We start from the raw sequence: 22,911 nt of genomic DNA, 5'->3' as shown, positions 1-22,911 counted from the left end.
CTCTCCTTCCGGGTCAGGCGGCGGCCACGAACTCGGCGGCGACCGTGTGGTAGCAGCGGGCGGAGCGCAGGCCGGCCGGGCAGTTGCACTGGCCCGTGGCGGCGGTCCGGTAGATCTCGGTGCCGTCGTCGGAGACGACGAGGAAGATCCGGTTGGCGCGGAGCGGGACCACCGCGCCCAGCTCCAGGAGTTCGAGCGCTTTGGCGACCTGCCACGTCGGGTGGGTGGTGTTGGTGCGCGCGGCGCGGCGGATCTTCAGCCGGCACTTCGGGCCGTAGCCGTCGAGGGAAGGCCGGCGGAGCGGACGACGGCACTTCAGGCACCTGTCGCGCTCAGTGACCTTCTTTGCGCGCATTGTCCGCTCCTACATCGATGGTGGTGTTTTGAACTACTTTCATTCTTCCCTAATCAGCTTTACCTATCCAGTTTTTGAAAGCTGATTCAGTAAAGAAGGGGTAATAAAATCGCAGGTCGGGGAGCCTGCGGTTCGCTCACCTCACGTCGTCGGCGCCCTGAAGGCTCATCGCCTGGAGGTGTCGCACGCGGTGCACCCGCTCCTGCGGAACGTGGTTGTCCCACGCACCCGGGAACGGGCTGCACTGGTAGTAGACCGTGCCGTCGTCCGGGTCGACCCAGCGGTCCCGGACCGGGCCCATCTGGAGGTCACCGCGCCGGTCGGTCCACACCGCGTAGGCGTACGGCCTACGAGGTCCGGAGGGGACGGTTTCCAGGATCTCGATCTCGAGCGACATGAGCGCCATGGTCGGATTCCTTCCTGATGGGCCGGTCAATATGTTTTGAACTACTTTCATTATTCCCTAATCTACTTTCTATAGCCAGATAGAGAAAGCAGATTAGGGAAAGAGGTACCTAAGAAAACCGCAGGTCACAGGCCTGCGGATCGCCCCTTGCGGGTGGGGTAGGTCAGGCGGTGGCAGAGGAGGGTCGGCTGCACTGGTCGTGCCGATGGCAGTTGCACAGCCCGCAGGCGGCGCACATCCAGTCGGCCTCCAGGCCGCAGAGCCCGCAGCCGCCCGTCAGGTGCAGTTCGAGGTCGTCGACGAAGTTCATCCGCCGGGTGGCGGCTTCGCGGTCAGCGGCCATCGGCGCTCTCCTCTCCAGCCTGGGCGTGGGACGACGACAGGTTCCGCTCGACGGTCACCACGTCCCACGCGGCCAGGGCGACGGGGACCGCGAGTGTCCACCGGCTGCGGTAGGTGCGCCGGCGGTCCTCCTCGGTGGCGCCCTCGACAAGCGCCCACCACTCGGCCCGGCTGCTCTCCAGGCTGATGCGGGTTCCGGTGTCGACGACCCGCAGTCGGGCGCCGAAGGCGTGCAGGATGTCGCCGGGCTGGACGAGCAGACGCGGGACCTCGATGGGCACCGGCCGGCCCGCGGTGATCCGGGCCGCCGGGTCGGCGAGCGTGTAGCCCAGCTCGATGGCGGCCTGCTCGGCCCGTTCGACGCTGGGGATGTAGGAGCCCGCGCAGTACGCGCGGGCCGGCTTGCCGAGCTTGTCGTACGACGCGAAGGCTCCGCACTGCTCGGTGATCGCGACCGGCCAGACGCCGGAGACGAACGCGACGACGCGCTCGGACTCGACGACCAGGACGTCACCGTCGGCGACCTGGTCCTGGTCGATGGCCGCGCGGGCGTCGGCGCTGCTCGCGAAGTGCCACACCTTCGGCTCGGCCGCCTCGGCGGCGCGGGCGGCGTCGACGGCGTCGATGATCCGGCCGAGCTGGTGAGCGGCTGCGGCCTGCCGGTTGTCGTAGATGGGGTGTCCGGCGCTCATGGTCGGTCCTTCCTTCCTGTGCGGGGTTGGTGTGTGGTGCTTCCATCATTCTTACCTAATTAGCTTTTCCTAGCCAGTTTTAGGAAGTTAATTAATTAAAGAAATGGCAAAGATCGGCGGCCGCCGTTCTCCATTCGGCTTTTCCTAGCCGAGTTGTGAAAGACTGGCGTCATGCCCAAGCCCTACTTCGGCAAACAGCCGCTGCCCGAGTACAAGCCCAGCGACGCCGTCCGCGCCGCCATCAAGGCGTGGGAGGAGTCCGTCGCGCTGGAGGAGGAGAGGCGCCACGCCGCCCGGCGGGCACTGGCCGACGAGCTGAAGGCCAACCCCGAGCTGCCCTACGCGGCCGTGGCTGCGCACCCGATCGTGCCGTGGACGGAGGCGACGCTCCGCATCATCGGCCAGGAGTTCGATGTCCCGCCCCGGAACCCGAACAAGGCGTGGAAGAGGCCAAGGAAGGAGGAGCAGCCGGCGGCCGGAGAAAAGCCCGCCGAGTCTGCCTGAGCTGGCCAACGTCGGAACGTCGAAGGGGCCGCACCCGCGCGGGTGCGGCCCCTTCGACGTTCCGGGTCAGCCGGTCTTCACCAGGAAGGCGACGAGCAGGACCAGGGCGACGGCGACGGTCGCGATCTTCTGCTCGCGCGGCAGGTCGACGAACCGCATGCGCGGCACCTCAACGATCTCGTCGGGCCCGTGGAACTCCTCCCGATGCGCGGCGCGCAGGGCGCGCGCCTCGGCTCGGGTGCCGGCGGGTTCGACCGTCCCGCACAGGCGGCACCGGTACTCGTACATGGCGACCTTCCTCACGTGCGCATCCCTGGTGCTCATGATGCTCGACGAGGCGCGCGGATGGCCCGTGATTGCCCTCTTTCACTCGACGTCTTCGAGGCGTTCCATCACCCAGGCGGACGGGCCGCGCGCGGCGTCGTTGACCCACCGGTAGCCGCGTGCGATGTCCTCGGCCGTCCATCCCTCGGGGAGCTGCCGGAGCCGCTCTCCGCGACTCTTCACCCTCGGAGAGCGGCGGAGAGCAGGCGAAGAGATGCCCAGGTCAGAGCCACTCTTCGGGGGCGGAGAACTGATTCTCTCCGCCCCTGGGCCGGTATCGGGGGAGGGCGGCGGGGGCAGCTCGTCGCGGTGGATGCCGGCCCGCCCGGCGACGCCCCTCGCGCGGAACGTGCGGGAGGGGTCGAAGCCGGCGTCGACGAGCACCTTCCGCAGCTGCTGGTCGGTGGCCTGGGCGAGGCCGGGGAGACGCTCCCGCATGGCCGGCCGGAGGACCGCGAGGTGCACCCCGTTGTCGTCGCCGATCAGCTCCCGGATCAGGGCCGTCAGCGGGGGCTCCGCGGGGGCCTCGGCGGGGGCCTGCTCGGGCTGTTCGCCGGCGGTCGGTGCGGGCTTCTTGCCGCGCCGGCCGGTGAGGCGCTTCCAGCGGGGCGGTGGGGCGTCGCCGGCGGGTTCCGCCGTCGTCTTCCGGCTGTCCTTCTGCTGCTCGCCTGTGGCCTTCTTCAGCAGCGTGTCGAGGGCGCCGCGGCTGGTGGCGATCGCGGCCAGGCACCACGCCCCGGCGGCGGCGACGGCGCCCTCGATGGGGTACTCGGCGAACGTATGCACGATGCCGAGCAGCACGACAACCACTCCCCCGAGTCTCATCAGCCGCGAGCCGTGCTTGCCGTACTCGCCGGTGAGCCAGCCGACGAGCAGGCCGAGCAGGGTCCGGGTGCCGGCGAGCGTGTGCCGGGCGGTGAAGGCGGTGCCGGCGGCCGCGCGCCGGGCGAGGCTGCGGGCCGGGCGGCGGCTCGCCCTGATGCCGCGGCGGGCGACGTCGACGACGGCTCTCGGGTCGGCGTACGGGCGCAGGTCCGGCAGGGCGAGGACGGGAAGCGGCTCGGGCTGCTCCCCCGGCTCATGCCCGGGGTCGTCCTCCTCCGCATCGGGCTCACGGACGGGCTCAGGCTCACGCGGATCAGGCCCATCGGGCTCAGGCTCACGCTCATGCACCGGCTCAGGCTCACGCACCGGCTCACGCTCATGCACCGGCTCAGGCTCACGCGGGTGAGCCTGCACGCCGGTGAGCCCGGCAGCGAGCGGAGTGGTCTCACCGCCGGGCTCGGGCGCCTGCTGGGTGGCGGGGGTGGTCATGACGCGAAGTGGTCCGCGGTGGCCCTGATCCTCTCGGCGAGGATGCCGAGCCCGCCGCCCGAGCCGGCCAGCAGGTAGAACAGAATGATGCCGATCACAGCGACCTGGCGGCGGGTGAGCCCGACCCACGCGAGCACCACCATGAGCGTGAGGCCGATCGCGGGCAGGGACAGGCCTGGTTTGATGGCCGCGATCACGCCGACCAGATCGCCCATGACGAGCGTCGGGACGATGTCGAAGGGCCACCCGGCAGCCACGTAGGAGGCTCCGGCGATCAGGCTCAAGATGAGCACCCACCACCAGCCGAGTGGCTTCGCCTTGCCCGTCTTGGTCTCCTTCGTACCGAAGATGAGCATGGCCGTGAGAACCAGGGCGAGGCCTTCGGGCCCGAGTGCGGGCATCAGGGATTTCACGGGCTGGGATTCCTTCTCAGTGCTGGTGGGCGAGGTGATCGAGGAGGGTCGGCATGTTGGCGACGGCCTCGCCAGCGGTGAAGCCGTGCAGCACGGCGCCGACGACCACGGACGTCGTCACGGCGCGTGTGCACCAGCCGATGAGCCAGAACCAGCGGCGGGTGACGCGGTCGACAGCAACGACGAGGACGGCACCGGCGCCCCAGAAGTAGGCGGCGGGGTTGTCGCGCAGCGGCAAGGGCGACTCGGCGAGGCTCGCGGTGACGTCGGTCGCGTAGCCGACGACACCGAGCATCAGGCCGCCGGCGAGACCGGTCAGGTGGTACAGGCCCCACTTCGTGGCCGGGTCGACCTCGCGCCACGCCTGGGCGAAGGATTTCCGCTCCCGGCCGGCGCGAGGGAACACGGGCGTGGAGAAGCGCGGGCGCTCGTAGCCGGACGTCGCGGCGGGGCGGCGCCAGCGGCCCCTCCCCTCCCCCGCTGGCCGGATCTCGTCGTCGTACTCTCCGGACTCTTCGCCCTGGTCGGCGGCGGGCTCCTTGCTGACTCGCCGCAGCCGCGGGCGGCGGCCGCCGGTCTCCCGGATCTCGTCCTCGTCCTCGTCGTCGCGTTCGCTGCTGTCGGCAGCGCGCTCGCCCTTGAGGATGCGCAGTACGCGGTGTCGCCGGGACTCCGGGGCGGCCGGCTCGTCGCCGGCATCGTCGTGCTCGTCGGTGTCGGCGGCCGGCTCGGGCTGCTCGTCGACGACGCTCAGCTCGGGCTTGTGCGAGTTCCACCAGTCCGGCAGGCGGGGCGCGCCGTCGCGGCGCGGGCCGGGCACGCCGACCGTCGGCGGCCGGTCGGGCATGGGCGGGACGGCGGCCGGCGCGGCGGGGGCGGCGGCCTGGTCGTCGACGTCGTCGGTGAGGGCGTGCCCGGCCGGTCGGGCGCCGAGGCGGAGCAGCGCGGCCCGGGCCTCGGCCTCGTCGGGTTCGGTGTGGTGAGTGGTCACAGGTACAGTCCCTGTCCTTCTCCGGTGAGCTGCCGTGCTTCGGTCAGGCGGCGGCCGGCGGTGCGTTCGTCGATGCCGAGCAGCAGGGCCGCGCTCGTCGGGGTGAGCCGGTCGCCGGCCTTGAGCCTCTTGGCGAGCGCGACGACGCGGTGCGCCTGGGTGAGGCGTCGTTGAGCCGTGGCCGGGCTGACGCCGAGCAGCGGGGCAGCGGTCTTCTTTGTGACCCGCTCGCCGTCCTGGAGACGGGCCGCGAGCTTGATGATCTGTCGCTGCTCGACGTCAACCGCCGACTCGGGCTCAGGCTCACGCGCGGGCTCGAGGGGGGGTTGGCCCGTGTCTGCGTCGTGGGTCTGCTGCTCCTCGGCGTCCGGGTCTGGCGTCTCGCCGCGCTGCTGCTCGGGCTCAGGCTCGTGTTCCGGCGCGGGCTCAGGCGCGGGCTCAGGCTCAGGCTCACGCGCGGGCTCAGGCTCACGCGGTCCGGGCTCAGGCTCGGGCTCAGGCTCGGGCTCATGGACGGGCGCGGCCTCAGCCGCGGGCAGCAGCGCGGGAACCTGCGGGCCGGCGGCGAGCATGTCGCCGAGCGCCAGGCCCGCGCCCTCGGTGAGCGTGGTCCGCTGCACGCGGATCAGGTCGACGCCGAGTTCGGCGTCACCCTCCCCCGCCCGGCGCAGCAGCCACCAGGCGACGAGCGCGGACCAGCGCCGCACCCACTCCCACGGGTGCCGCTCGGCGCGCGCACGGTGGTACGCGATCTTTCTCATGATCTGTGCGTTGCGGCGCTGCGCCTCGACGTCGGCGCGCGTGCGGTAGACGACGAGCCGCCGGGCGACCAGGCCGAGACCCTCGGCTGCGATGCACATCGCCATCGGGGTGATGCCGTAGACGACGGCTTCGGTGAGGTTGTCGGCGACGACGATCCCGGTGACCGACGCGGCGGTCGGTGTCGACCACAGGCCGGCCCGGACAGGCCACGGTGCGGCCTGCTCGAACATGGTGAGCAGGACCATGACCAGGGCGAGCACGAGCGTCGCTCCCTCGCCGGCCGCGACGACGCCGAGCGCCGTCGCCTGCCGGTCCGGGCCGAACTCCGACAGGACGTTCGTGAACGTGCCCCAGCCGCCGAGTCCGCCGAACCCGATCATCGGGAGCCTCGCGGCGATCAGTACGGCGCGCTGCCCTCCGGTGAGCTTGCGCGTCTCGGTCATGTCGTCTGCCCCTTCTGCGGGTCGTCGGTGTGGTCGAGGGCCGGGCCTGCGCGCCGGCGGAGGCCCTCGGGCGGATCCGGCCGGCACGTCAGCGGCCGAGCAGGTAGGCCACGAGGATCAGCGGCCAAGCCATAGCGAGCAGGTAGAGGAAGCGCACTGGGGCAGCTCCCTCTACCGCTCGGTGTGGACGGGCAGCACCGTCACGCGCCACGGGACGTCGGCCGCGGGCGGCAGCGGTGTGCCGGCGGCGACCGATACCCAGCCCTGGGGAGGTGCGCCGTCAGCCACGGCCGCGGCCTCCGCTGCCTGCTGGGTCGCGTGGACGCTGTGGAGCTCCCCGTGCCGGAGGAGGACGGCGACCTCGTTGCGGGCGGTCGTCTGCTTGCGGGCCGTGCTCAGCAGCTTCCGCAGCACGACCCGGTCCTCGGCGTCGAGGTGTGCCTGTGCGCGCAGCACGGCCAGCTCTCCCTCGGCGCGGGCGAGGGCGGCGCGCAGTTTCCCGATGGTGGAGGCGGCGGCCGTGGCGTTGTCGCGGTGCCGGGCGGCGTCGGCCTGCGCTGCGGCGGCCCTGGCCTGCGCCGCCTCGGCGTCGGCCTGCGCCGCGTCGGCCTTGGCCTGCAGGGCGGCCAGAGCGGCGGACCCGATGATGCGGATCATGGTTGCCTTTCCGCCGGGCCCTCGAGGGACGTCGAGGGCCCGGCCGGTCATGGAGTGGTCAGCGGTCGAAGGGGATGCCCGCGCGGTCGCCCTTCCGCGCGACGAGCGCCTTGTGGCGCCGGCGGCGGGCCGCGCTCTGCGCGGCCGCCTTCTCCTGCGCCTTCCGCTGCTGTTCGATCTCGCGCGTCGACGGCGGCCAGTGCGTCGGCCGGCCGCCGCCGAACGCCGAGCGGATCTTGCCGAAGGCGCCCATCAGCGGTGCTCCCCGGCGGCCTCGGCGCTTGCCTTCGCGTGGAACTGCGCCGACTCGCGCTGCCCGATGGCCTCCTCGGCTCGGGCGGCCCGCTCCTGCGGCGTGCCCCGGTCCTGCCGGCAGGCCTGCACAGTCGCCGGCTGGGTCAGGACGCGGTTCGGCGTCGTGGTGCTGATGCGGCGGCTCACCGGGGCGCCCCCGCGGGGCGCAGGCTGCCGGCCACGCCGATCGCCGTGGCGACAAGCCGCAGCACGCGGCCGCGCGGGGCACGGCGGATGACGCCCGCCGCGACCACGCGCCGGTTGCTGCCCGGGTCGAACGAGGCGCCGCACTTGCCGCACACGAACACGCCGCCCTCGCGGCGCATCGGCCGACCGCAGCACGTCATCAGCGGTCACCCCCGTCGCGGGGGCGCGGGACGGCGCGCCCGCCGCCGCTCTCGGCGGCCGACAGGCCGCTTGCTCGTCCGCTCTCGCGGGCGGGAACCGCCCGGCTAATCTTGCTCACGTTCGTCCTCCTGGTGCGTCAGGTGGGCGACGGGCGCCGGGCGGGCCTTCCACAACACCGCTCGGCGCCGTCTTGTTGATGGGTAGCGGGACAGTCCCGGCCGACGAGAGCGACCACGAAGACCGGGACTGCCCGCGCAGAGGCAGAGGTGCTGCCCCTACCCGAAAGCGTATGGCACGCCATACACTTCGGGCAAGGGGCCCGCCGCGTGAAGGGACGGGCATGGCTGACGAGTTGGCCGAGGAGTCGCAGAGGGTGATCAACGCCTTGGAGGAGATTGAGCGGATCGCGGATCCGGTCACCCGCGCCGCGGTGATCAGCGACGTGCTGAAGTACGTCGAGAAGAAGGAACCGACGTGGCGCGACCTGCGGCGCGACGCCGTCCTCGACCTGCTCGCCGCCAAGGTCTCGTACCGGAAGATCGGTGCCATGATCCACACGTCGCACAGCACAGTGCAGAGCATCGAGCGCGGTCATGCCGGCGCGTGGAGGACGAAGCCGCGGACGAAGCCGAAGGCGGCCGGCGGCGAGCAGGGCGACCAGGGGGCGTGAGCCAGGCGGAAACCGGAGGGGACGACTGCGGCGTCAGGGACAGGTGAACGTGTGCGGGGTCACCGCTGCGTTCATCGTTCGTTTATCCGGCCGTCCGGTCCCCTGCGTTCACGAGAGGACGTATCCCTGTGCGACTGCGCTACTCGATCCCCCTGCCTGGTCCCTTATCCGTCGGCGGCTCGGTGCGGCTGTTCGGCGGTGGCCGTCGCCGCGGCGGGGGCGGGGGCCTGGTCGCCGTCTTCAAGCTGTTCTGGTACCTGCTGGTCTTCGAGGCGTGGCTGCTCTGGTGGTGCGTCAAGCCGTGGTACATCGTCGGTGTGCTCGCGCACCGGAAGGTCACCGGCCGGCCGACGCCGATCTGGAGATCGCGCGGGGGCTGGTGGTGAGGCCGGTGCGCGTGTCCCCGAGCATGTCGGGACCGCCGGTAGTCTGACAGCGCGCGTCCACGCAAGAACCCCCCGGACTTCTGCCCGGGGGGTTCTGCGTTGCCGGTGGGTCACCGGTGTCTGTTCGGCGCGGGCCCGTAGGGGCTGGCCCAGGCGGGCCGGTCGGTGGCGAGCCGGGCGGCCGGCCGGCGGCGGCCGCAGCCGCCCCGGTCGGCGGGCGGGACGACGCCGAGCTGCTGGAGGCGGTCGACGATCGGGCGCAGTATCTGGGCGAGTCGACGGGCCGTCTCCCGGACGGCGTCGGCGAGCCGGCGGACCAGTGCCGCCGCGTGGGTGAGGCGCTCGCCCAGGGCGCGGGCCTGCCCGGGGGTGAGGCGGATGCCGGGCATGGCTCAGGCCTCCTGCTGCTGGTCGTCGGGGGCGGGCAGGGTGAACGCGTGCCAGGACACGCCGATCAGCTCGTCGGGCAGGGCGTCGCCGACGGCGGCCGTGACGGCGGCGCCGACGAGCGAGGCGGGCCGGTCCGATGCGAGGGTCAGTGTGACGCTGATGCGGCGGCGGGTCTGCTGGGCGGCCGGCGCCGCCGGGGCCGGGTCGTCGTGGACAGCTGCGTCTGCGGCGGTCATGTGGTGCGACTCCTGTGTTGGGAAGGGGCCGGCCGCCGCGCGGGCGGCCGGCGTGGGGCGGGTGGTGGGCTACTGGTCGTGGAGGCTGCGCAGCCGGATCGGTATCTGCGCGGTGCGTGCCCGCCGGCGGTCGCGGTCGCGGGCGGCCCGCCAGTTCCGCAGGGAGCGGCGCGGCCGGAAGACGATCAGGCCGGCGATGGCGGCGGCGACGATCGGCACGGCGAGCCAGAACCAGGGCGAGCGGCGGGAGGTGTAGGCGACCTGCCAGTCGGCCCAGGTGGTGAGCGCGCGCACCGGGCGGCCGCGGCCGGTGGCGTAGCCGCCGGCCCACACGCACGCGAGGGCGAGGGCGACGCGCGCCCAGGTCCCGGCGCTCACCGGGCGGGCCTTGCGCCGGTGGAGGGGCGGGTGGGAGCGCTGCTCACGCCGTCGCGCCTCCGTTCGTGGCGGAGTTGACGGCGTTGAGCAGCCAGACGAGGGCGACCTGCTCGGCGGCGGTCGGCGACCAGCCGCGGCGTTCGAGGTCGGCGCGCATCCCGTCGGCCTTGTCGAAGATCGGCGTTATGAGGTCGGTCATCGCCAGGAGCGCGTTCGAGATTTCGTGTCGGGCGCGATCCATGTCGCTGGAGGAGGGCTGGGTCATCGTGGCTTCCTGTGGTGGGATCGGGGTGGGCGGCCGCCCGCGGTACGAGCGCGGGCGGCCGTTCCGCTGCCTGCTCACGGCGCGGCCGGCAGCTTGTTCAGCGCGTCACCGATCCGGTGGGCGAGGCTGAGACGGCGCGCGGCCAGCTCGCCGTCGGTGTCGGCGGTGTGCTCGGCGGCCAGCAGCAGGCAGTCGACGACGTCGGCGAGGTCGTCGGGGCTGAGGCCGGTCAGGTGCAGAGCCACAGCCGGTCACTCGCCCGTCTCGGCGGCGGCCCACGCCTCGCACGCGGCGTCCAGCTCGTCGGCGCGCCCCCACAGCACGCCGTTGACCCGCTCGCCGGCGCGGTAGGGGCGGGGGTCGGCGAGGACCCGCTGGGCGGCGGTGACCACGGAGTGCGGGGAGGCGTAGCCCGCGACGGGCAGCCACTCGGGCAGCTGGTTGGAGCCGTCCTCGTTGCGCCAGGCCCACTGCCAGACGGGGCCACGCTCGTCGCCGCCTTCCTCCAGGCCGGTGTGCCACTCCCAGACGAGGATCAGGCCGTGCTCGAAGCGGCCGGCGTGGATGCCGGACGCCTCGGGGGTGAGCGTGACCACGGCGTCGAGGTAGCAGTGGGTGCCGCGGGTCTCGTCGTCGCGGACGTCGACCTCGGCGGGGGGCAGGCCGGCGGCGGTGAGGGCGTCGGTGACGGCTTCGATGTACGGGGCGTGCGGCAGCTGCTGGGTCATGATTCCTCCTTGTCGTGTGGGGCGGGCGGGGCAGGCGAGGCTGGTCACGGGCGGGTGTGGTACTCGGCCGGGGTCCGGCCGGCGCCGTCCACGTCGGGTTCGTGCTCGTCGTCCTGGGCCTGTGCGCGTCGTGCCTGGGCGAGCGCGGTCTCGGCGTCCGGCCAGCAGAAGACCTCCTGGTGCGTCAAGGACCAGGCCATCTCCCAGCCGTCAGCCGTCCACGCACGGCGGACTGTGCTGTCGCCGGGGTCGTGCAGGATGGCCCACCGGGTGCCGTCGTAGGCCGGGTCGCGGCGCACGATCAGCGGCGTGTAGGCGGGCGGGGCGGGCGGCAGCCGGTACTCGGTGACCAGGCCCTCCAGGTCCTCCAGCCGCTTGCGCGCCTCGCCCTGTCCGCCGGCGAGCACCTTCGCGGCCTGGCCGGCGAGGCCGGCGAGCGCCGCGCGCTGCCCCGCGTCGCACATCTCCGCGAGCCGCGCACCGGGCCAGCAGGTGCCGCACGCCACGGCGTGCGCCACAGCGGCGTCGTGCGCGGCCGTAACGGCGTCCGGGAGCGGCACCGGCCGGTCGGCCGGCTGCGGCTCGCCGGCGAGCAGCTCGTCCCGCACCCGGCGGCAGTGCTCCTCGGTCGCGTTCTCCACGAGGAGCCGCTCGTCCTTCCGGTCGTACAGGGTCGCGAAGACGCCGTTCCGGCCGATCACGTACCGCTCGCCGGCCGGCTCGGGTTCCTCGCCGCGGATCCACGCGGCGAGCGCGTCGGCGTACTCCTGGTGCGCCCTCTCCCGCTGCGTGGCGAGCGCGTCGAGGCGGTGCCGCATGGCGCGCAGGTGCGGCGCGTGCCGGGTCAGCTCGTCGTGCATCGGCTCGGGCAGGATCTCGACGAGCCGGGCCGGGGTGCACTTTTCACGGCCGGGGCCGGCGAGGCACAGCCGCAGGAAGGCACGGAGTTCCTCGGGGGTGTCGTACTGCACGGGGGTTCCCTTCGGGGTCATGCGCGGGCGGGGGCGTCGGGGCAGCCGGGCGTGTGCGGGATCGCGTGGCCCTCGGCGTCGCACACGGCGGCGCCCGCGGCTTCGGCCACGGCCACCCGGGCGGTGAGGTAGTCGACCTGGGCGAGCAGCGCCGACAGCAGCGGCCGCACGTCGCCGGTGAGCGGCGTGCCGACCGCCGCGGGGTGCGGGCGGGCCGTGGCGATCACCTCGGCGGCGGTGGCGCGGACGTGCTGCGCCTCCTCGTCGGACCAGCCGCCGCCGTGGCCGGCGGGCGCGCCGGTCGCGGCCAGGCAGGCGGCGACGACGACCGCGGCGGGCACGCCCGGCGGGAAGGCGATCGTCTCGCCGCCCGGCTCGGTCAGGCTGGAGTCGCCGCCGTCGCTGGTGACGCCCCACACGGCGCCGCTGCGGCGCAGCAGGCCGAGCGGGTTGTCGGGGTCGCCGGTCCAGCCGGCCGACTCGAGGGCCTCGACGACGTCGAGGCGCGGATCCCATGTCGTCACGTTGGTTCTCCTTCGTGGGTCAGGTGCCGAACTGGCGGAGGCGGGCAGCCTCGGCGTGCTCGGCGTACAGGCAGTCGGGGCAGCGGGCGGCCGGGGCGCGGTCGCGGAACTCGCGGCCGCACCCGCAGATCCGCAGAGGGGCCAGCGGGTCCGGCTTGGGCGGCTGGAAGGGCGCTGGGGCGGCCTCGCACGGCTCGTCGGGGGTGCGGGGAACCGGGTCAGCAGCGGCGCCTGGACGGGCTCGCTGCGCCCCCTGCGGGGCCTGCGGCGGCCCGGGGCCTCCCGGTGGGCAGAGCAGCGCTTCAGCCCCGGGCGGACCAGCGGGACCCTGCACACCTCGCACCGGCCGAACGGGTGGTCGCCCTGGTCGTCTTCCTGGTTCGGGGTCTGGTCGCTTTGCGTCGGCGAGCCCCCATCCACCTGAGGTTGGGGAACTACATCAGCCCCCTCGTGGGAAACCCCCTGGGAACTACCTGGGTTGTTCGGGCCTCTGTGGCCCGAACCGGTCGGTCCACTGTGGCCCGAACTCATACGTGCCTCTGTGGCACGAACTGCTTCCTCGTTCGCAGCCCCGAGTTCGTGCCTCTGTGGCCCGAACTGGTTCGTGCCTCTGTGGCCCGAACTTCCCTCCGGGGCGTCGCCCTGGGCACGCCGGCGGGCGGTGGCCTTCAGGTAGTCCTCGGCCGCCGTCCAGTCGGGATACGGGACAGCACCGGTGATGGCGTACCGGGTGGACCGTCCACGGCGCCGCTCACCGTCGACCAGCACCACGCCCGCCCGTATGCCCGCGTCCAGGTACCGGCGCGCATCGTGCTCGCGGCACCCCGCAGCCTTCGCGATGTCCTGGATCTTGATTGGCTTGCCGTCGGCGAAGCGAAGCTCACCCGACGGTGCCGCCATCGCGCGCAGGGCGTACAGCATCGTCAGGAAGCCGCCCTTCAAACCGCGGGGCATCTGGCGCGTCCATCTCCAGGCCAGCGCGTTGCCGAAGGAATTCGGCACCGCACCTGCCTTGCGGTCGTCCTGTTCATCCACGCTCACGGGCTGTCTCTCTGGTCGTGCTGGTCAGGCGGAAAAATCGGGTGCAGGCGGGGCGGGGCACCCCTAGATCATAGCGCTCATGTACATAAAGCGCAGCATGAGCATGACGCACGCCAACGCCGCGTCGTACACTGACGCCATGACACAACCGATCGTTGAGCACGTCGAGAAGATCGCCGACGTGCGGAACTCCTTCGCGGACGCCGTCGGCCGCGCCAAGTACGGCAACGGCGCCACCGTCCTGACCAGCCGCGGCAAGCGGGTGGCGGCGATCGTCTCCATAGACCTCTACGAGCGAGCCCTGGAGGCGCTCGGCATCACGACCTTGCCGGCCCCGCCCAAGGAGAAGTGACCGCGCGGCCGTCACAGGTCACCCCGCAGCCAGGTCAGCAGGTCCTCACCCGGCCCGTGATCGAGCGCCTGGTCCCAGTCGACGAACCCGCCGCGCTCCTCGGTGAGCGTGGCGTCCGAGTAGCACGACGTGCACAGGTTCCGCACGAGCCCGTCACGCCTGGACTTGTGCGCCGACAGATGCCGGCGAACACGGCACAGCTGGCAGCGGCCGAGCGGCGGCAGCGTCGCGGCGCTCACCGGCCGGCCCTGCCCCGCGCCCACCACGGCGCCCGCTCCGGCCGCGGCCGCCGGCCGCGGCGTGCCCGCTGCAGCGCGCGCACCACATCGCGCCGCAGCGGGCCGAGCTGAGCCGAGTGCCCCATCAGCCCGGACGCCGCATTGACGATCAGGAGCACGAGCGCGGCGAGTTCCATCACGTCGCCTCCCCCGCGCGCGCGGTCGCCCGGTTCAGCAGCCGCAGCCAGGCGTCGACCGAGCGGCCCCGCAGCAGGACGACCGGGTCGACGACATCGACGACGACGGCGGCCGGGTACTCCCACGACACGCCGTCGACGAGGCAGTCCGGGTCCGCGGTCATGCCGCCGACCGGCAGCACCTCGTACAGCGCGCCGTCCGGGTAGAACGCCGCGTACACGCGGGCGATGTCGCGGCCGGTGGCGACGTACACGCGGTCACGGCGGGCGCGCTCCGCACTGGCGCCGAGCACGTGCGCGTACCGCGTCAGGGTCCGCTCGGTGCCGGTCACGGCCGGCGGCAGCAGCCGGTCGCCCGGCAGCCGACCGGGCACACCGCCGTGCCAGTACCGGGTCACGACGCAGCCCTCGCCCGGCCGGCGCGGTCACGCAGCTCGGCGCCGCCGGCGAGGATCAGGTCACGCACGTACCGGTAGGAGTAGCCGACGCGCCCGGCGACGGCACGGATGCTCAGGCCGCGCCGGTACAGGCGGGCGCAGTCGTCGGCGAGCGCGAGCGTGGAGCCGAGCCGGGCCGGATCGCGGAGCGTCACCCCGGCATCGAGGAGCGCCCTGCGGGCGCGGTTGTAGGACGTGCCCGTCGCAGCGGCGGCGGCCCGTATCGACAGCCCGTCGCGGTACAGGCGGACAACGTCCGCGGACATGGAACTGCGCGTCACAGCAGTGCCTTTCAAAGGGAAGGGAGGGGCCGGGCCGGCCGCACGTCGGCAGCCCCGGCCCCCGTCGCCAGTGGGATGCGCTCCGCTACGCGCCGGTCTCGATGCGGGACGTCCGCGGCCCGCCACGCGGCCGCAGCCGCGTCCCCGCCTCGAGCAGCAGCACCCGCACCGTGGCGTACGACAGGCCGGACAGGGACACGAGGCCGCGGATCGACGAGCCGCCCTCGTACCGGTCCCGCAGATCGCGCGCCTTCACCGCGCGCTCTTCGCCCCTCAACCGGGGCCGCTTCTGCTTGGGGTGGCTCACGCCTGGGTCCTTCCGCTCCTGTAGGCCCGCGCGGCCTGTACGCCGCGCCGGGCCCCGTCTTCCTCGGCGCACGCCTTGTGCGCCGGCTGTCCCTGCTCGTCACGCAGGTGGGTGAGCCGCTCGCAGTAGCGGCACGGCGCGGCCCTGTCCGACCAGTGCGCCCGGTCCGTCCAGTCGAGGAGCTGACCCGGCGCGAGGACGGGCAGCGGGGGCAGAGGCCGTCTCCTCCGTCTCGGCGGCACCGGCTTCCTCCCGTCGTTTGGCCCGAGCAGCAGCCCGCCGGGAACGCCGCTGCATCCGGCGCCGCAGCAGCGCCCGCTCCCCCTCACCCAGGCCGCCCCACACGCCGGCACTCTCCGGCCACGTCAGGGCGTGACGTAGACACGCCTCGACGACGGGACAGAGCGCACACACCGCCTTGGCCTGCTGCTCGACAAGCGGCGCCGCGCGGCCGTGGTCCGCGGGGAAGAACAGACCCGGGTCCGCATCGAGGCAGGCGGCGTCCGCTTCCCAGTCATGCGGCCGGGGCAGCGTGTCAGGCGCGTAGCGGCTCAGGCGGGGCATCAGCCGTCCGTCTCCCCGCCGGCGCCCCTGGGGGGCGCCGGCGGGCGGGAGACGACGGTGAGCGGCATCGTGTCCGTGTCACCGCCGGCCGCCGCCGGTGCGCGCCGCGGCAGACGGTGCGCACCGGTCGGCCGCAGCGACCGCCACACCCCGACCGCGACCACCGCGAGCAGCGGCGGACCCCACCACCAGACCACCGACCCGAGCGCGTCGAACGCGAGCCAGAGCATCAACGCGGCCGCCTCAAACGCCTCGATCATGACGCTTCCTCACGCCACCGCTGGATCGTCTTGTCCGTGACGCCGAGCAGCCGCGCAGCGTCCTTCACCGACACCGTCGAGTGCCGGGCCGCGTACTTGCGCTCCTCGGGCGTCAGCGCGCTGTGGTGCAGCGTGCCGCGCAGCACCCGCTCGACCGCGACGAGATCGATCTGTCCGTCGCAGGTGGCGTACGGCCACGCGCTCACCGCACGCCCCCCGCCTCACGGGACCGGCGCTGCTCACGCAGGACACGGTCCTCCAGGTGCTCGCCGGCGACGCAGCGCTCACGGTCGCACTCCGGGGAGTGCGAGATGTTGTCCTGCGGCGGGCGCCGGTAGTGCAGCCGGAACACCGCCTGGTACGCGGTCTGGGCGCGGCCGCGCCACGACAGGATCGGCGTCCCGTTCGGGTGGTAGCTACCGGTCCAGTCGGCGTGACCGCCGGGCACCTCCCGCACGCGCCGCCGCACCGCCTCCTGCCACGTCGTCTCCGGCACGCGCCGCCCCCGCCGGTACGTCGCCAGCCCGAGCCGCCGCCGCACCTCGTCGACGCGCCCCCACGGCACGCCGAGCGCCCGCGCAACGGAGAGGTTCGACACCTCGGCGGAGGTCAGGCGCCGTGCGATCTCCTGGTCCGTGACCTCGGCGACAGTCGCCGTCACCGCTTCACCTCCGGCCGGTTGGCCCTCATCCACTCGGAGGGCAGCGGCGGCGCCGGGCGCAGGTTCGGCCATTCCAGCCGCTCGCCGGCCGTGTCCGCGTTGCCGGGCGGGTTGTCGAGATCGAGGTCCGCCAGGAAGCGCACGCCGACGAGTTCAGCGGCCGGCCGCCCGGACGCCTCAACGAACGGGGCCGCGCCGGTCAGGAACGCGCGCCGCGGCGACCAAGCGGTGACGCGCACCCAGACGTGCGCGGTGTCCTCGTCGCAGCAGTCGAGCGGCACGCCGTCCCCGAGGGCGATGATGGTCAAAACGGTCATCAGTGGCCTTGTCACTTCCAGACCCCCCCGTTCATCCAGTCGGCGGGCATGTCGGGCGAGAGCTGGATCCGCGTCAGCACCAGGTCGTCGGCGTCGTGCGCGTGGCAGTTGGCGCGGGCCTCCAGGAACCGCCCCACCAGGTCCTCGGCGGGGAGCTGCGTCGACGTCATGAGCTGGTCGAGCAGCACCGTGACCGGCGCGTCGATGTCCCAGCCGACGACGACCTGCGCCGTCCGCCGCCGGGTGTCGACCGACACGACCTCGACCGGCGTCGCGTGCCGGCGCTCGGTCCGGGCGGTGATGTACCGCCGCCCGAACTCGGTGATCAGCGGCGCGCCCTCCTCGGTACCAGTCACGTAGCCGCGGGCCCGCAGCGTCCGCAGGAACCCGCCCGGGTCGGTGAACGACTCCGACACCGTCAGCGCGCGCAGGATCTCCTCGGCCTCGACGGGCATCGGGGCCTCCGTCGCGTGCTTCGTGACCCGGATCATCTCCGCGCGCCAGGCGTGCGTGCCGCGCGTCGTCGGCGCCGAGCACGGGCAGCCGGCCACCATCACCGCCAGCTCGGCCGGGGTGTGCGCCATGCACTCGGCGACGTCGTACCGGCCGCGCTCGCACAGCACCGCCGTGCAGCAGGTGCAGTCCGGGCACGGCTCCTGAGCGGGCCGCAGCCGCTCGGGGGCGGCAAGGTCGAGAATCTGTGTCATCGCGTCCGTCCTGGGATGGTGTGGCCGCAGTGGAAGCACCGCCGCGAGCTGTCGTCGCTGACTGCGAGCGGCCGGCGGCGCTGCTCACGCGGGCAGATGTCGAGGTCGACGAGCGCCGGGCCGTCCTCCAGCCAGAGGGAGAGGACGACGGGCTCACTGCTGAGCGGGGCGGCCAGGGCGGCCGCGGGCGCCGGCACGCGGCCGGCGAGAAGGCCGCGCAGGCGGCCGAGCAGCGACCGGCCGGTCACTGCTCGGCCGCCTGCTGCAGCGCGGGGATGAAGGGCCAGCCGATGCGCACACCCCGGCTGAGATGCTCCTTGCCGGGCGTCCTCGCGAAGTGCCCGCGCAGGTCCTCCTGCTGGGCGAGCGCCCACCGGACCTGCTCGGCGTGCAAGTCGGCGAGCGGCCGCCGCGTCAGCCACCTGTGCCGGTCGGCGATCTTCCACACGACGGCGCACGCAGCCTTGGCGTCCCGCTCGGGGGTGTGCGCGCCGTCGAGCTTGACGACCCAGTGACGGCACAGGTCCCCGAGCGTCCGCCTGCCGGACCGGTACCGGTCGACACGCCTGTCGAGGACACGCGGGTCGAGGACGCACAGCTCGACCCGCTCGTGCAGCGCCGGCAGCCCGGCCCGGCGCGCCTCGCGGTCGAGGACCGTCAGGTCGAACGGCGCGTTCATGACGACCAGCGGCCAGCCCGAGCGGACACCGTCGGCGAGCACGTCGAGGATCTCCCCGACGACCTCGGCCGCCGGGCGGCCCGCAGCGCGGGCCGCCTCGGTCGTCCACCCATGCACCGCCGTCGCCTCCGCCGGGATCTCCTCGCCGTCGACGTCCGACACCCACGTCCGGGTCCCGGTCTCGCGGCCGCCGCCGTAGCGGACCACAGCGGCGGACACGATGCGCGCCGTCTCGACGTCGGTCCCCGTCGTCTCCAGGTCGACCCCGAGCAGGGGCCGACGATGCCAGGTGAGCACCACGTCTTACCGCCTCTTCGCCTTGTCGCGGTTGCGGCGCCGAGGCTTCGCACGGCCGCGACCGGCGCTCGCCTTGCGCGGCAGGGGCCGCGTCCTGGTGGTGTCCTGCGACGCCTCGGCCGCCGCGAAGGCACGCCGGGCGTCGGTCTCCAGCGCCGCCGTCTCGGGGTCGACGGCGGCGAGGATCTGCGGTCGGCCGTCCTCGGCGGCCTGCTCAACGGCGGCGAGCGCGCGCAGCTCGGCCGACGCGGGCGCGAGCTTGAACAGCTTCCGGATCGCCGTCTTGAGCCACATGGCGTCGAAGTGCGTGTGCCAGAGCGAGTCACGCTTCCCCGACTGCTCGGCCCGCTGGTACGCCTTGCTGTACTCGTCGCGGGTCTCCTCGGCGTCGGCGAGCGTGACGACCGCGACGGCCGAGCGAACGCCGCCGTCGAACCAGGCGAAGGCGTACGCGAACAGCGGCCTGCCGCGTTCCTCCTTGCTGGCGAGGATCTTCGGCTTGTGCGTGAAGTCGTGCGGGGCCGGGGCGGTGGGCTCGTAGTTCCACTCGTCGCCCTCGTAAACCATGCCGGTCACGACCGACTTCACCAGGCCCGACCGGTACATCAGGTCGATGTATCCGTGATACGTCGCGAGGAAGGTCGCGATCCCGTCGTCAGCGACGATGACCGCCTGCCGTCCGTCGGGGATGAGTCCGAACCGGGCGCAGGTGATGACCGCCTGGAGCACGCTCGCCGGCGTGCACCCGCGCAGCTTCGGCAGCACGGGCCGCAGCGCGGCGAAGAACAGCGGCGCGCTGATGTGCTTCGGCAGCGCCGCGGCGACGTCGCCTTCGTAGCGGCGCAGCCACTCGCCGACGGCGTCGCCGGCCGCCTGCTCGTCGTGACCGACGGGCGTCTCCTCGACGTCGTCGGCCCGCTCGTGCCCGGCGGGCGCCGTCGTCGCCGACGCCGCCGCCTTCACGCGGTCCTTCAAGGTGGCAAGGGCCATCGGTCACAGCTCCTTCGTGGGGACGCGCAGCACGCGGGCGCGGAACTTCTGGTAGAGGTCGGGGCGCTCGGCCTTGAGCCGCTCGACGTCGAGGACTTCGACGGTCGTCGTGTACAGCGCGGCCACGTCCGGGTGCTGCTCGCGGAACCGCTTCTCGGCGAAGGTGCCGTTCTGCTTGTTCGACCAGGCGATCTTGCCGTCGACCTTCGCGATCTCGGCGGCCTCGTTGATCAGCCGCATCTCGTTCTCGACCGTGGTCCGCTCGGCGTCGAGCGCCTTGATCTGCTCGATCAGCGACGCGCGCCGACGGCGCAGCTTGACTGCCTTGTCGCGGGGGACCTCGACGATCTCGTTCGGCTTGACCTCCCACAGCCGGCCGAGCAGGTTCTTCGTCGCCTCCAGCCCGTCGGCCGGCGGCGGGTACCCCTCGACGACGTGCCGCTGATACCACTTCCCGCAGACGTCGATCAGGGTCTCGATCAGTTCGTCGTCGCGTTCCAGACGGTGGCACCGCAGCTTGTTGCCGCCGACGAGCGCGGCGACCCACGCGTACGGCCAGCCGCCGACGGCCATGTACCAGTGGGCCTGGAGCGCGGGCCCGTCGGGAACGCCGTCCTCCCATTCGTCGATCTGGTACTCGCTGCGGTTCTTCAGCTCGACCGGAGCGACGACCTCGCCGGTCTGGGGGTCGAGCGCGTACCGGTCGACGTTCGCGCGCATCCACTCGTGCTCGACGTGCACGAGCGTGCCCGGCGTCGGCACGGCCGGGATGCCGGTGCGCTTCGTGAACAGGTACGAGACGAACTGCTCGATCTCCTGCCCGATCTCGGCGTACTCGCTGAGTTCGGCGTCGGGCTCGACGGGCCGGCCGTGCTTGGCCTCGAAGACGTGGCGCGGACCCCTGTACTTGTCGAGCCCGAGGATCGCGGCGACGTCGGATCCGCCGATGCCGCCGCGGCGTGCCTCATGCCACTGCTCCTCGCTCGCGTCGGCGGGCAGCAGCAGACGCGCGGTCGGTGCACCGTACGCGAGGTCCGCCGCCGTCACGGCGGCGGGTGTCCACGGGTGTTCTGTAGCCTGTGCGGACAACGTTCCTTCTTCCAACGTTGGTTCAGGGGGAGTCGGGGGCGTCGGGCTGTGCGAGAGCCCGACGCCCCCGTTCCGCCACCCAGGGGCGGCGAGAGTCCGAAGCGGACTGATGAGCGCGAGCGCGGTCCGTGCGCGCCGCAGCGTCACGACGACGGCCGCGAGGTCGCGGACTCGGCCGGCCTGGCCTCCAGCGCGGCGACCGGGCAGCCCAGTACGGCCGCGATCGCCGCCAGTTTCTGCGGGGTCGCGTTGCGCCGACCGGCCTCGATGTCGCACATGAGCTGCTCGCTGAAACCAGCCGCCCTCGCTACGGACCGCTTCGTCAGACCGGCGGCCGTGCGGGCGGCCGTCACGGCCTGCGGAGCCTGATTCATGGGAGCGCCCCACGGGCGCCGTTGCCGTCGGCGTTCACTCATGATTTCAAACTAATGCGTAGTGCTGCGCAGTGCAATGCCAGTGCGCGCACTGCGCGCACATTTGACACTGTGCGCAGTGCGGACAATCCCGCCATCATGCGCGTTCCTGTGGCGCAGTAATGCGTAATTGTGCGAGCCTTCTAGCCGTGGATACGCAGAAGCCAGAGCCACCGCCTGAGGCGGTGCTCATCAAAGAGGCCCTTCGCCGGTCACGGCTGTCCGGCCGTGAAGCGGCGAGACGCGCTGGCCTGGGGGAGACCCGGTGGCGCCAGATCGTGAACGGCTACCAGGACGTCGGCGGAGGCGTTCGCGTCCCGACCGTCGCGCCCGCGGAGACGCTCGCGCGCATGGCACAGGTGGTCGGCGTCACGCCCGACCAGCTCAGGGGCGCCGGCCGCGCAGATGCTGCGGACGCGCTGGTCGAACTACTCCAGGCACAGCCGTCTCCCGCGAGCGCGACCGGCCCGCACGGCAGCGACCCGCGCGTTGACGCGATCGCCACCCTCCTCGCCGACCTGCCCCCCGAGGCCCAGGCCGAGGTGCTGCGCCGCTTCACAAGCGGCGAGTTGGCCGCACCCACGAAGGAGGTGGCCGACCGTTCGGACCGGCACAGGCACGCCAGCTGACATCGTCACAGGAGGGTTACGACCTAACCCTGACTGTACAAGACTTAACGAAGTGTCACATGATGCCCCAGGCTAATCGAACAGGGAGCTAATGTGACAGACGTACTGATAGCGGGTGTTCTTGGCGCGGCCGTACTGGCAATCGTCCTGCTCCACCGGTCCAACCGGAAGCACGCAGAGATGATCAATCAGCTCCGCGCCGAGATCACCGCAGCGAAGATCGCCGCGCTCCAGCAGCGCACCATCCCCGCACCGGCCGGCGACGAGCCCGAGCCCGAGCCTGTGCGCCGCCGGCGCCACCTCGCGCTCTACATCGGCGGCGGCGTCGCCGCCGTCCTCGCCTCGCTCGGCGACCGCCTGCGCCCTCTGTGGCAGCGACACCGCGCCGCCACCGCCGCAGGAACGGCCGTGGCCGTCGCAGCCGCCAGCACGGCCGCCGCGCTCTACCTGACGCTGAACGATCACCCGTCGGATGCCGGCGGCCATCACCCGCGGGCCGCAGCTCCCGGCACACCGGGCAGCAGCAGCGGCGACCGCGGCAAGCGGTACGCCCCGCACGACGAGCCATCCGACGGAAACGCCAGGAACGGCGGACGGCGGGACGGCGGCCGCGCCCCCGGCACCGAGCGGACGCCCGGCCCGGCCGACGACCGCCCCTCGCCCACCGGCCGCCTCAGCCCCCAGGCAGCGACCCGGAGCCCGGAGCCCGGCCCGCGCGACAGCGCCTCGTCGAGCATGACCGAAAACCGACCGGGCCCGTTATCACCCCCGGTGACCACCGCCCCACCCGCGGATCCGGAACCTTCAACTCCCAACGCTGGAAGCCCAGTTCCGGAAACTCCTAGCACCAATCCGCCGGACGCCGGAGACGGGCACGACGGCGACGGCGACTGCCTCATCCGCGTACACCTCGGCGAGCTCGTCGACCTGTGCGTTTGAACTCCGGCCCGCAGTAGGCGCGTTGGGAATCTCCCCGCCGGGGGCCTCGCCGTCGCGCCCGCGTGCTTATACCACCGAACCACGGAAGACAGGGGTAAGCGGCCGGTTTACTGCTGTCACAGGATTGTCACAGGTCGTAT

General features: G+C 72.9%; 43 protein-coding genes. 6 read left to right on the top strand and 37 right to left on the bottom strand.

The window, feature by feature from the left end; genetic code table 11:
- Positions 1–13 precede the first annotated feature (13 nt).
- The 4 genes from IE225_RS03995 to IE225_RS03980 all read right to left on the bottom strand — a co-directional run bounded on the left by IE225_RS03995 (position 14) and on the right by IE225_RS03980 (position 1,795).
- Positions 14–355, bottom strand: a complete 342-nt coding sequence (locus IE225_RS03995; RefSeq protein ID WP_190055883.1) for a hypothetical protein — start codon at positions 353–355, stop codon at positions 14–16.
- A gap of 136 nt (positions 356–491) precedes the next feature.
- Positions 492–761, bottom strand: a complete 270-nt coding sequence (locus tag IE225_RS03990) for a hypothetical protein (protein WP_190055882.1) — start codon at positions 759–761, stop codon at positions 492–494.
- A gap of 163 nt (positions 762–924) precedes the next feature.
- Entirely contained in the window at positions 925–1,104 is a 180-nt protein-coding gene (locus IE225_RS03985) for a hypothetical protein (protein ID WP_190055881.1), read from the bottom strand.
- Positions 1,094–1,795 carry a hypothetical protein gene (locus IE225_RS03980; protein ID WP_190055880.1) on the bottom strand — a complete coding sequence of 234 codons (702 nt, stop codon included), beginning with the start codon at positions 1,793–1,795 and terminating at the stop codon, positions 1,094–1,096. The genes IE225_RS03985 and IE225_RS03980 overlap by 11 nt, the downstream gene beginning before the upstream one ends.
- 171 nt (positions 1,796–1,966) lie before the next feature.
- Here IE225_RS03980 and IE225_RS03975 point away from each other — a divergent pair, with 171 nt between their 5' ends.
- Complete coding sequence (locus IE225_RS03975) at positions 1,967–2,299, top strand: hypothetical protein (RefSeq protein WP_190055879.1); 333 nt, start codon at positions 1,967–1,969, stop codon at positions 2,297–2,299.
- Positions 2,300–2,365: 66 nt separating this feature from the next.
- Here IE225_RS03975 and IE225_RS03970 read toward each other — a convergent pair whose 3' ends face one another.
- The 9 genes from IE225_RS03970 to IE225_RS03930 all read right to left on the bottom strand — a co-directional run bounded on the left by IE225_RS03970 (position 2,366) and on the right by IE225_RS03930 (position 7,844).
- Positions 2,366–2,623, bottom strand: a complete 258-nt coding sequence (locus IE225_RS03970; RefSeq protein ID WP_190055878.1) for a hypothetical protein — start codon at positions 2,621–2,623, stop codon at positions 2,366–2,368.
- Between the two features lie 42 nt (positions 2,624–2,665).
- Positions 2,666–3,796, bottom strand: a complete 1,131-nt coding sequence (locus IE225_RS03965) for a hypothetical protein (RefSeq protein WP_190055877.1) — start codon at positions 3,794–3,796, stop codon at positions 2,666–2,668.
- 137 nt (positions 3,797–3,933) lie between these two features.
- Positions 3,934–4,350, bottom strand: coding sequence for a hypothetical protein (locus tag IE225_RS03960; protein WP_190055876.1), 417 nt, complete (start codon positions 4,348–4,350; stop codon positions 3,934–3,936).
- Positions 4,351–4,366: 16 nt separating this feature from the next.
- Positions 4,367–5,341, bottom strand: coding sequence for a hypothetical protein (locus IE225_RS03955; protein ID WP_190055875.1), 975 nt, complete (start codon positions 5,339–5,341; stop codon positions 4,367–4,369).
- The gene (locus IE225_RS03950) at positions 5,338–6,546 is read right to left on the bottom strand and encodes a conjugal transfer protein (protein WP_190055874.1); all 1,209 of its coding nucleotides are present in this window, start codon (positions 6,544–6,546) and stop codon (positions 5,338–5,340) included. Before IE225_RS03950 ends, IE225_RS03955 begins: the two co-directional genes overlap by 4 nt.
- A gap of 171 nt (positions 6,547–6,717) precedes the next feature.
- Positions 6,718–7,203 carry a hypothetical protein gene (locus IE225_RS03945; RefSeq protein ID WP_190055873.1) on the bottom strand — a complete coding sequence of 162 codons (486 nt, stop codon included), beginning with the start codon at positions 7,201–7,203 and terminating at the stop codon, positions 6,718–6,720.
- Between the two features lie 58 nt (positions 7,204–7,261).
- Entirely contained in the window at positions 7,262–7,456 is a 195-nt protein-coding gene (locus IE225_RS03940) for a hypothetical protein (RefSeq protein WP_190055872.1), read from the bottom strand.
- Positions 7,456–7,644 carry a hypothetical protein gene (locus IE225_RS03935; RefSeq protein ID WP_190055871.1) on the bottom strand — a complete coding sequence of 63 codons (189 nt, stop codon included), beginning with the start codon at positions 7,642–7,644 and terminating at the stop codon, positions 7,456–7,458. Before IE225_RS03935 ends, IE225_RS03940 begins: the two co-directional genes overlap by 1 nt.
- Positions 7,641–7,844, bottom strand: a complete 204-nt coding sequence (locus tag IE225_RS03930; RefSeq protein WP_190055870.1) for a hypothetical protein — start codon at positions 7,842–7,844, stop codon at positions 7,641–7,643. Before IE225_RS03930 ends, IE225_RS03935 begins: the two co-directional genes overlap by 4 nt.
- A gap of 341 nt (positions 7,845–8,185) precedes the next feature.
- Here IE225_RS03930 and IE225_RS03925 point away from each other — a divergent pair, with 341 nt between their 5' ends.
- Both IE225_RS03925 and IE225_RS03920 read left to right on the top strand, forming a co-directional pair.
- A complete protein-coding gene (locus IE225_RS03925; protein WP_190055869.1) occupies positions 8,186–8,515 on the top strand; it encodes a hypothetical protein in 330 nt (109 codons plus the stop codon).
- 128 nt (positions 8,516–8,643) lie between these two features.
- A complete protein-coding gene (locus tag IE225_RS03920) occupies positions 8,644–8,901 on the top strand; it encodes a hypothetical protein (protein WP_190055868.1) in 258 nt (85 codons plus the stop codon).
- Positions 8,902–9,011: 110 nt separating this feature from the next.
- Here IE225_RS03920 and IE225_RS03915 read toward each other — a convergent pair whose 3' ends face one another.
- The 8 genes from IE225_RS03915 to IE225_RS03880 all read right to left on the bottom strand — a co-directional run bounded on the left by IE225_RS03915 (position 9,012) and on the right by IE225_RS03880 (position 12,393).
- On the bottom strand, positions 9,012–9,290 hold the full coding sequence (locus tag IE225_RS03915; RefSeq protein ID WP_190055867.1) for a hypothetical protein: 279 nt from the start codon (positions 9,288–9,290) through the stop codon (positions 9,012–9,014).
- A 3-nt stretch (positions 9,291–9,293) separates the two neighbouring features.
- Positions 9,294–9,527 carry a hypothetical protein gene (locus tag IE225_RS03910; protein WP_190055866.1) on the bottom strand — a complete coding sequence of 78 codons (234 nt, stop codon included), beginning with the start codon at positions 9,525–9,527 and terminating at the stop codon, positions 9,294–9,296.
- Positions 9,528–9,596: 69 nt separating this feature from the next.
- Entirely contained in the window at positions 9,597–9,905 is a 309-nt protein-coding gene (locus IE225_RS03905) for a hypothetical protein (RefSeq protein WP_190055865.1), read from the bottom strand.
- Positions 9,906–9,948: 43 nt separating this feature from the next.
- Entirely contained in the window at positions 9,949–10,170 is a 222-nt protein-coding gene (locus IE225_RS03900; protein ID WP_190055864.1) for a hypothetical protein, read from the bottom strand.
- A 74-nt stretch (positions 10,171–10,244) separates the two neighbouring features.
- The gene (locus IE225_RS03895; protein ID WP_190055863.1) at positions 10,245–10,415 is read right to left on the bottom strand and encodes a hypothetical protein; all 171 of its coding nucleotides are present in this window, start codon (positions 10,413–10,415) and stop codon (positions 10,245–10,247) included.
- Between the two features lie 6 nt (positions 10,416–10,421).
- The gene (locus IE225_RS03890; protein ID WP_190055862.1) at positions 10,422–10,898 is read right to left on the bottom strand and encodes a hypothetical protein; all 477 of its coding nucleotides are present in this window, start codon (positions 10,896–10,898) and stop codon (positions 10,422–10,424) included.
- A gap of 44 nt (positions 10,899–10,942) precedes the next feature.
- Entirely contained in the window at positions 10,943–11,869 is a 927-nt protein-coding gene (locus IE225_RS03885; RefSeq protein WP_190055861.1) for a hypothetical protein, read from the bottom strand.
- Positions 11,870–11,886: 17 nt separating this feature from the next.
- Positions 11,887–12,393: a hypothetical protein gene (locus IE225_RS03880; protein ID WP_190055860.1), complete on the bottom strand. Its 507-nt coding sequence runs from the start codon at positions 12,391–12,393 to the stop codon at positions 11,887–11,889.
- 1,180 nt (positions 12,394–13,573) lie between these two features.
- On the opposite strand from IE225_RS03880, the gene IE225_RS03875 reads away from it, so the two are divergent.
- Positions 13,574–13,786, top strand: coding sequence for a type II toxin-antitoxin system prevent-host-death family antitoxin (locus tag IE225_RS03875; protein ID WP_190055859.1), 213 nt, complete (start codon positions 13,574–13,576; stop codon positions 13,784–13,786).
- Positions 13,787–13,797: 11 nt separating this feature from the next.
- Here IE225_RS03875 and IE225_RS03870 read toward each other — a convergent pair whose 3' ends face one another.
- The 16 genes from IE225_RS03870 to IE225_RS03795 all read right to left on the bottom strand — a co-directional run bounded on the left by IE225_RS03870 (position 13,798) and on the right by IE225_RS03795 (position 21,164).
- Positions 13,798–14,025 carry a hypothetical protein gene (locus tag IE225_RS03870; RefSeq protein ID WP_190055858.1) on the bottom strand — a complete coding sequence of 76 codons (228 nt, stop codon included), beginning with the start codon at positions 14,023–14,025 and terminating at the stop codon, positions 13,798–13,800.
- Positions 14,022–14,204 (bottom strand): hypothetical protein, encoded by a 183-nt coding sequence (locus IE225_RS03865; RefSeq protein ID WP_190055857.1) that lies wholly within the window; start codon positions 14,202–14,204, stop codon positions 14,022–14,024. The genes IE225_RS03870 and IE225_RS03865 overlap by 4 nt, the downstream gene beginning before the upstream one ends.
- The gene (locus IE225_RS03860) at positions 14,201–14,599 is read right to left on the bottom strand and encodes a hypothetical protein (RefSeq protein WP_190055856.1); all 399 of its coding nucleotides are present in this window, start codon (positions 14,597–14,599) and stop codon (positions 14,201–14,203) included. The genes IE225_RS03865 and IE225_RS03860 overlap by 4 nt, the downstream gene beginning before the upstream one ends.
- The gene (locus IE225_RS03855) at positions 14,596–14,919 is read right to left on the bottom strand and encodes a helix-turn-helix domain-containing protein (protein WP_268249985.1); all 324 of its coding nucleotides are present in this window, start codon (positions 14,917–14,919) and stop codon (positions 14,596–14,598) included. Before IE225_RS03855 ends, IE225_RS03860 begins: the two co-directional genes overlap by 4 nt.
- A gap of 85 nt (positions 14,920–15,004) precedes the next feature.
- Positions 15,005–15,226 carry a helix-turn-helix domain-containing protein gene (locus tag IE225_RS03850; protein WP_190055855.1) on the bottom strand — a complete coding sequence of 74 codons (222 nt, stop codon included), beginning with the start codon at positions 15,224–15,226 and terminating at the stop codon, positions 15,005–15,007.
- A gap of 99 nt (positions 15,227–15,325) precedes the next feature.
- Positions 15,326–15,790, bottom strand: coding sequence for a WhiB family transcriptional regulator (locus tag IE225_RS33950; RefSeq protein ID WP_373303130.1), 465 nt, complete (start codon positions 15,788–15,790; stop codon positions 15,326–15,328).
- Positions 15,790–16,050 (bottom strand): hypothetical protein, encoded by a 261-nt coding sequence (locus IE225_RS03840; protein WP_190055854.1) that lies wholly within the window; start codon positions 16,048–16,050, stop codon positions 15,790–15,792. Before IE225_RS03840 ends, IE225_RS33950 begins: the two co-directional genes overlap by 1 nt.
- Entirely contained in the window at positions 16,047–16,256 is a 210-nt protein-coding gene (locus IE225_RS03835) for a MerR family transcriptional regulator (RefSeq protein WP_190055853.1), read from the bottom strand. Before IE225_RS03835 ends, IE225_RS03840 begins: the two co-directional genes overlap by 4 nt.
- On the bottom strand, positions 16,253–16,711 hold the full coding sequence (locus IE225_RS03830) for a hypothetical protein (protein WP_190055852.1): 459 nt from the start codon (positions 16,709–16,711) through the stop codon (positions 16,253–16,255). Before IE225_RS03830 ends, IE225_RS03835 begins: the two co-directional genes overlap by 4 nt.
- Positions 16,708–17,028, bottom strand: a complete 321-nt coding sequence (locus tag IE225_RS03825; protein ID WP_190055851.1) for a hypothetical protein — start codon at positions 17,026–17,028, stop codon at positions 16,708–16,710. Before IE225_RS03825 ends, IE225_RS03830 begins: the two co-directional genes overlap by 4 nt.
- Before the next feature lie 11 nt (positions 17,029–17,039).
- Positions 17,040–17,735, bottom strand: coding sequence for a hypothetical protein (locus IE225_RS03820; protein ID WP_190055850.1), 696 nt, complete (start codon positions 17,733–17,735; stop codon positions 17,040–17,042).
- A complete protein-coding gene (locus IE225_RS03815; protein ID WP_190055849.1) occupies positions 17,732–17,983 on the bottom strand; it encodes a hypothetical protein in 252 nt (83 codons plus the stop codon). The genes IE225_RS03820 and IE225_RS03815 overlap by 4 nt, the downstream gene beginning before the upstream one ends.
- Positions 17,980–18,714: an exonuclease domain-containing protein gene (locus tag IE225_RS03810; RefSeq protein ID WP_190055848.1), complete on the bottom strand. Its 735-nt coding sequence runs from the start codon at positions 18,712–18,714 to the stop codon at positions 17,980–17,982. The genes IE225_RS03815 and IE225_RS03810 overlap by 4 nt, the downstream gene beginning before the upstream one ends.
- Before the next feature lie 3 nt (positions 18,715–18,717).
- Positions 18,718–19,701 (bottom strand): recombinase RecT, encoded by a 984-nt coding sequence (locus tag IE225_RS03805; RefSeq protein ID WP_190055847.1) that lies wholly within the window; start codon positions 19,699–19,701, stop codon positions 18,718–18,720.
- A gap of 3 nt (positions 19,702–19,704) precedes the next feature.
- Positions 19,705–20,748 (bottom strand): YqaJ viral recombinase family nuclease, encoded by a 1,044-nt coding sequence (locus tag IE225_RS03800; protein WP_229879215.1) that lies wholly within the window; start codon positions 20,746–20,748, stop codon positions 19,705–19,707.
- Between the two features lie 185 nt (positions 20,749–20,933).
- Positions 20,934–21,164 carry a helix-turn-helix domain-containing protein gene (locus IE225_RS03795; protein ID WP_190055845.1) on the bottom strand — a complete coding sequence of 77 codons (231 nt, stop codon included), beginning with the start codon at positions 21,162–21,164 and terminating at the stop codon, positions 20,934–20,936.
- Between the two features lie 188 nt (positions 21,165–21,352).
- Between IE225_RS03795 and IE225_RS03790 the strand changes: the two genes are divergently transcribed.
- Both IE225_RS03790 and IE225_RS03785 read left to right on the top strand, forming a co-directional pair.
- The gene (locus IE225_RS03790; RefSeq protein ID WP_190055844.1) at positions 21,353–21,832 is read left to right on the top strand and encodes a helix-turn-helix domain-containing protein; all 480 of its coding nucleotides are present in this window, start codon (positions 21,353–21,355) and stop codon (positions 21,830–21,832) included.
- A gap of 93 nt (positions 21,833–21,925) precedes the next feature.
- Positions 21,926–22,771 carry a hypothetical protein gene (locus tag IE225_RS03785; protein WP_190055843.1) on the top strand — a complete coding sequence of 282 codons (846 nt, stop codon included), beginning with the start codon at positions 21,926–21,928 and terminating at the stop codon, positions 22,769–22,771.
- The last annotated feature ends 140 nt before the right edge of the window (positions 22,772–22,911 follow it).

It is taken from the genome of Streptomyces echinoruber (assembly GCF_014651135.1).
Lineage (GTDB): Bacteria > Actinomycetota > Actinomycetes > Streptomycetales > Streptomycetaceae > Streptomyces > Streptomyces echinoruber.
The sequence above is the reverse complement of the archived record's forward strand: the minus strand, read 5'-3'. Positions and strand labels throughout refer to the sequence as shown.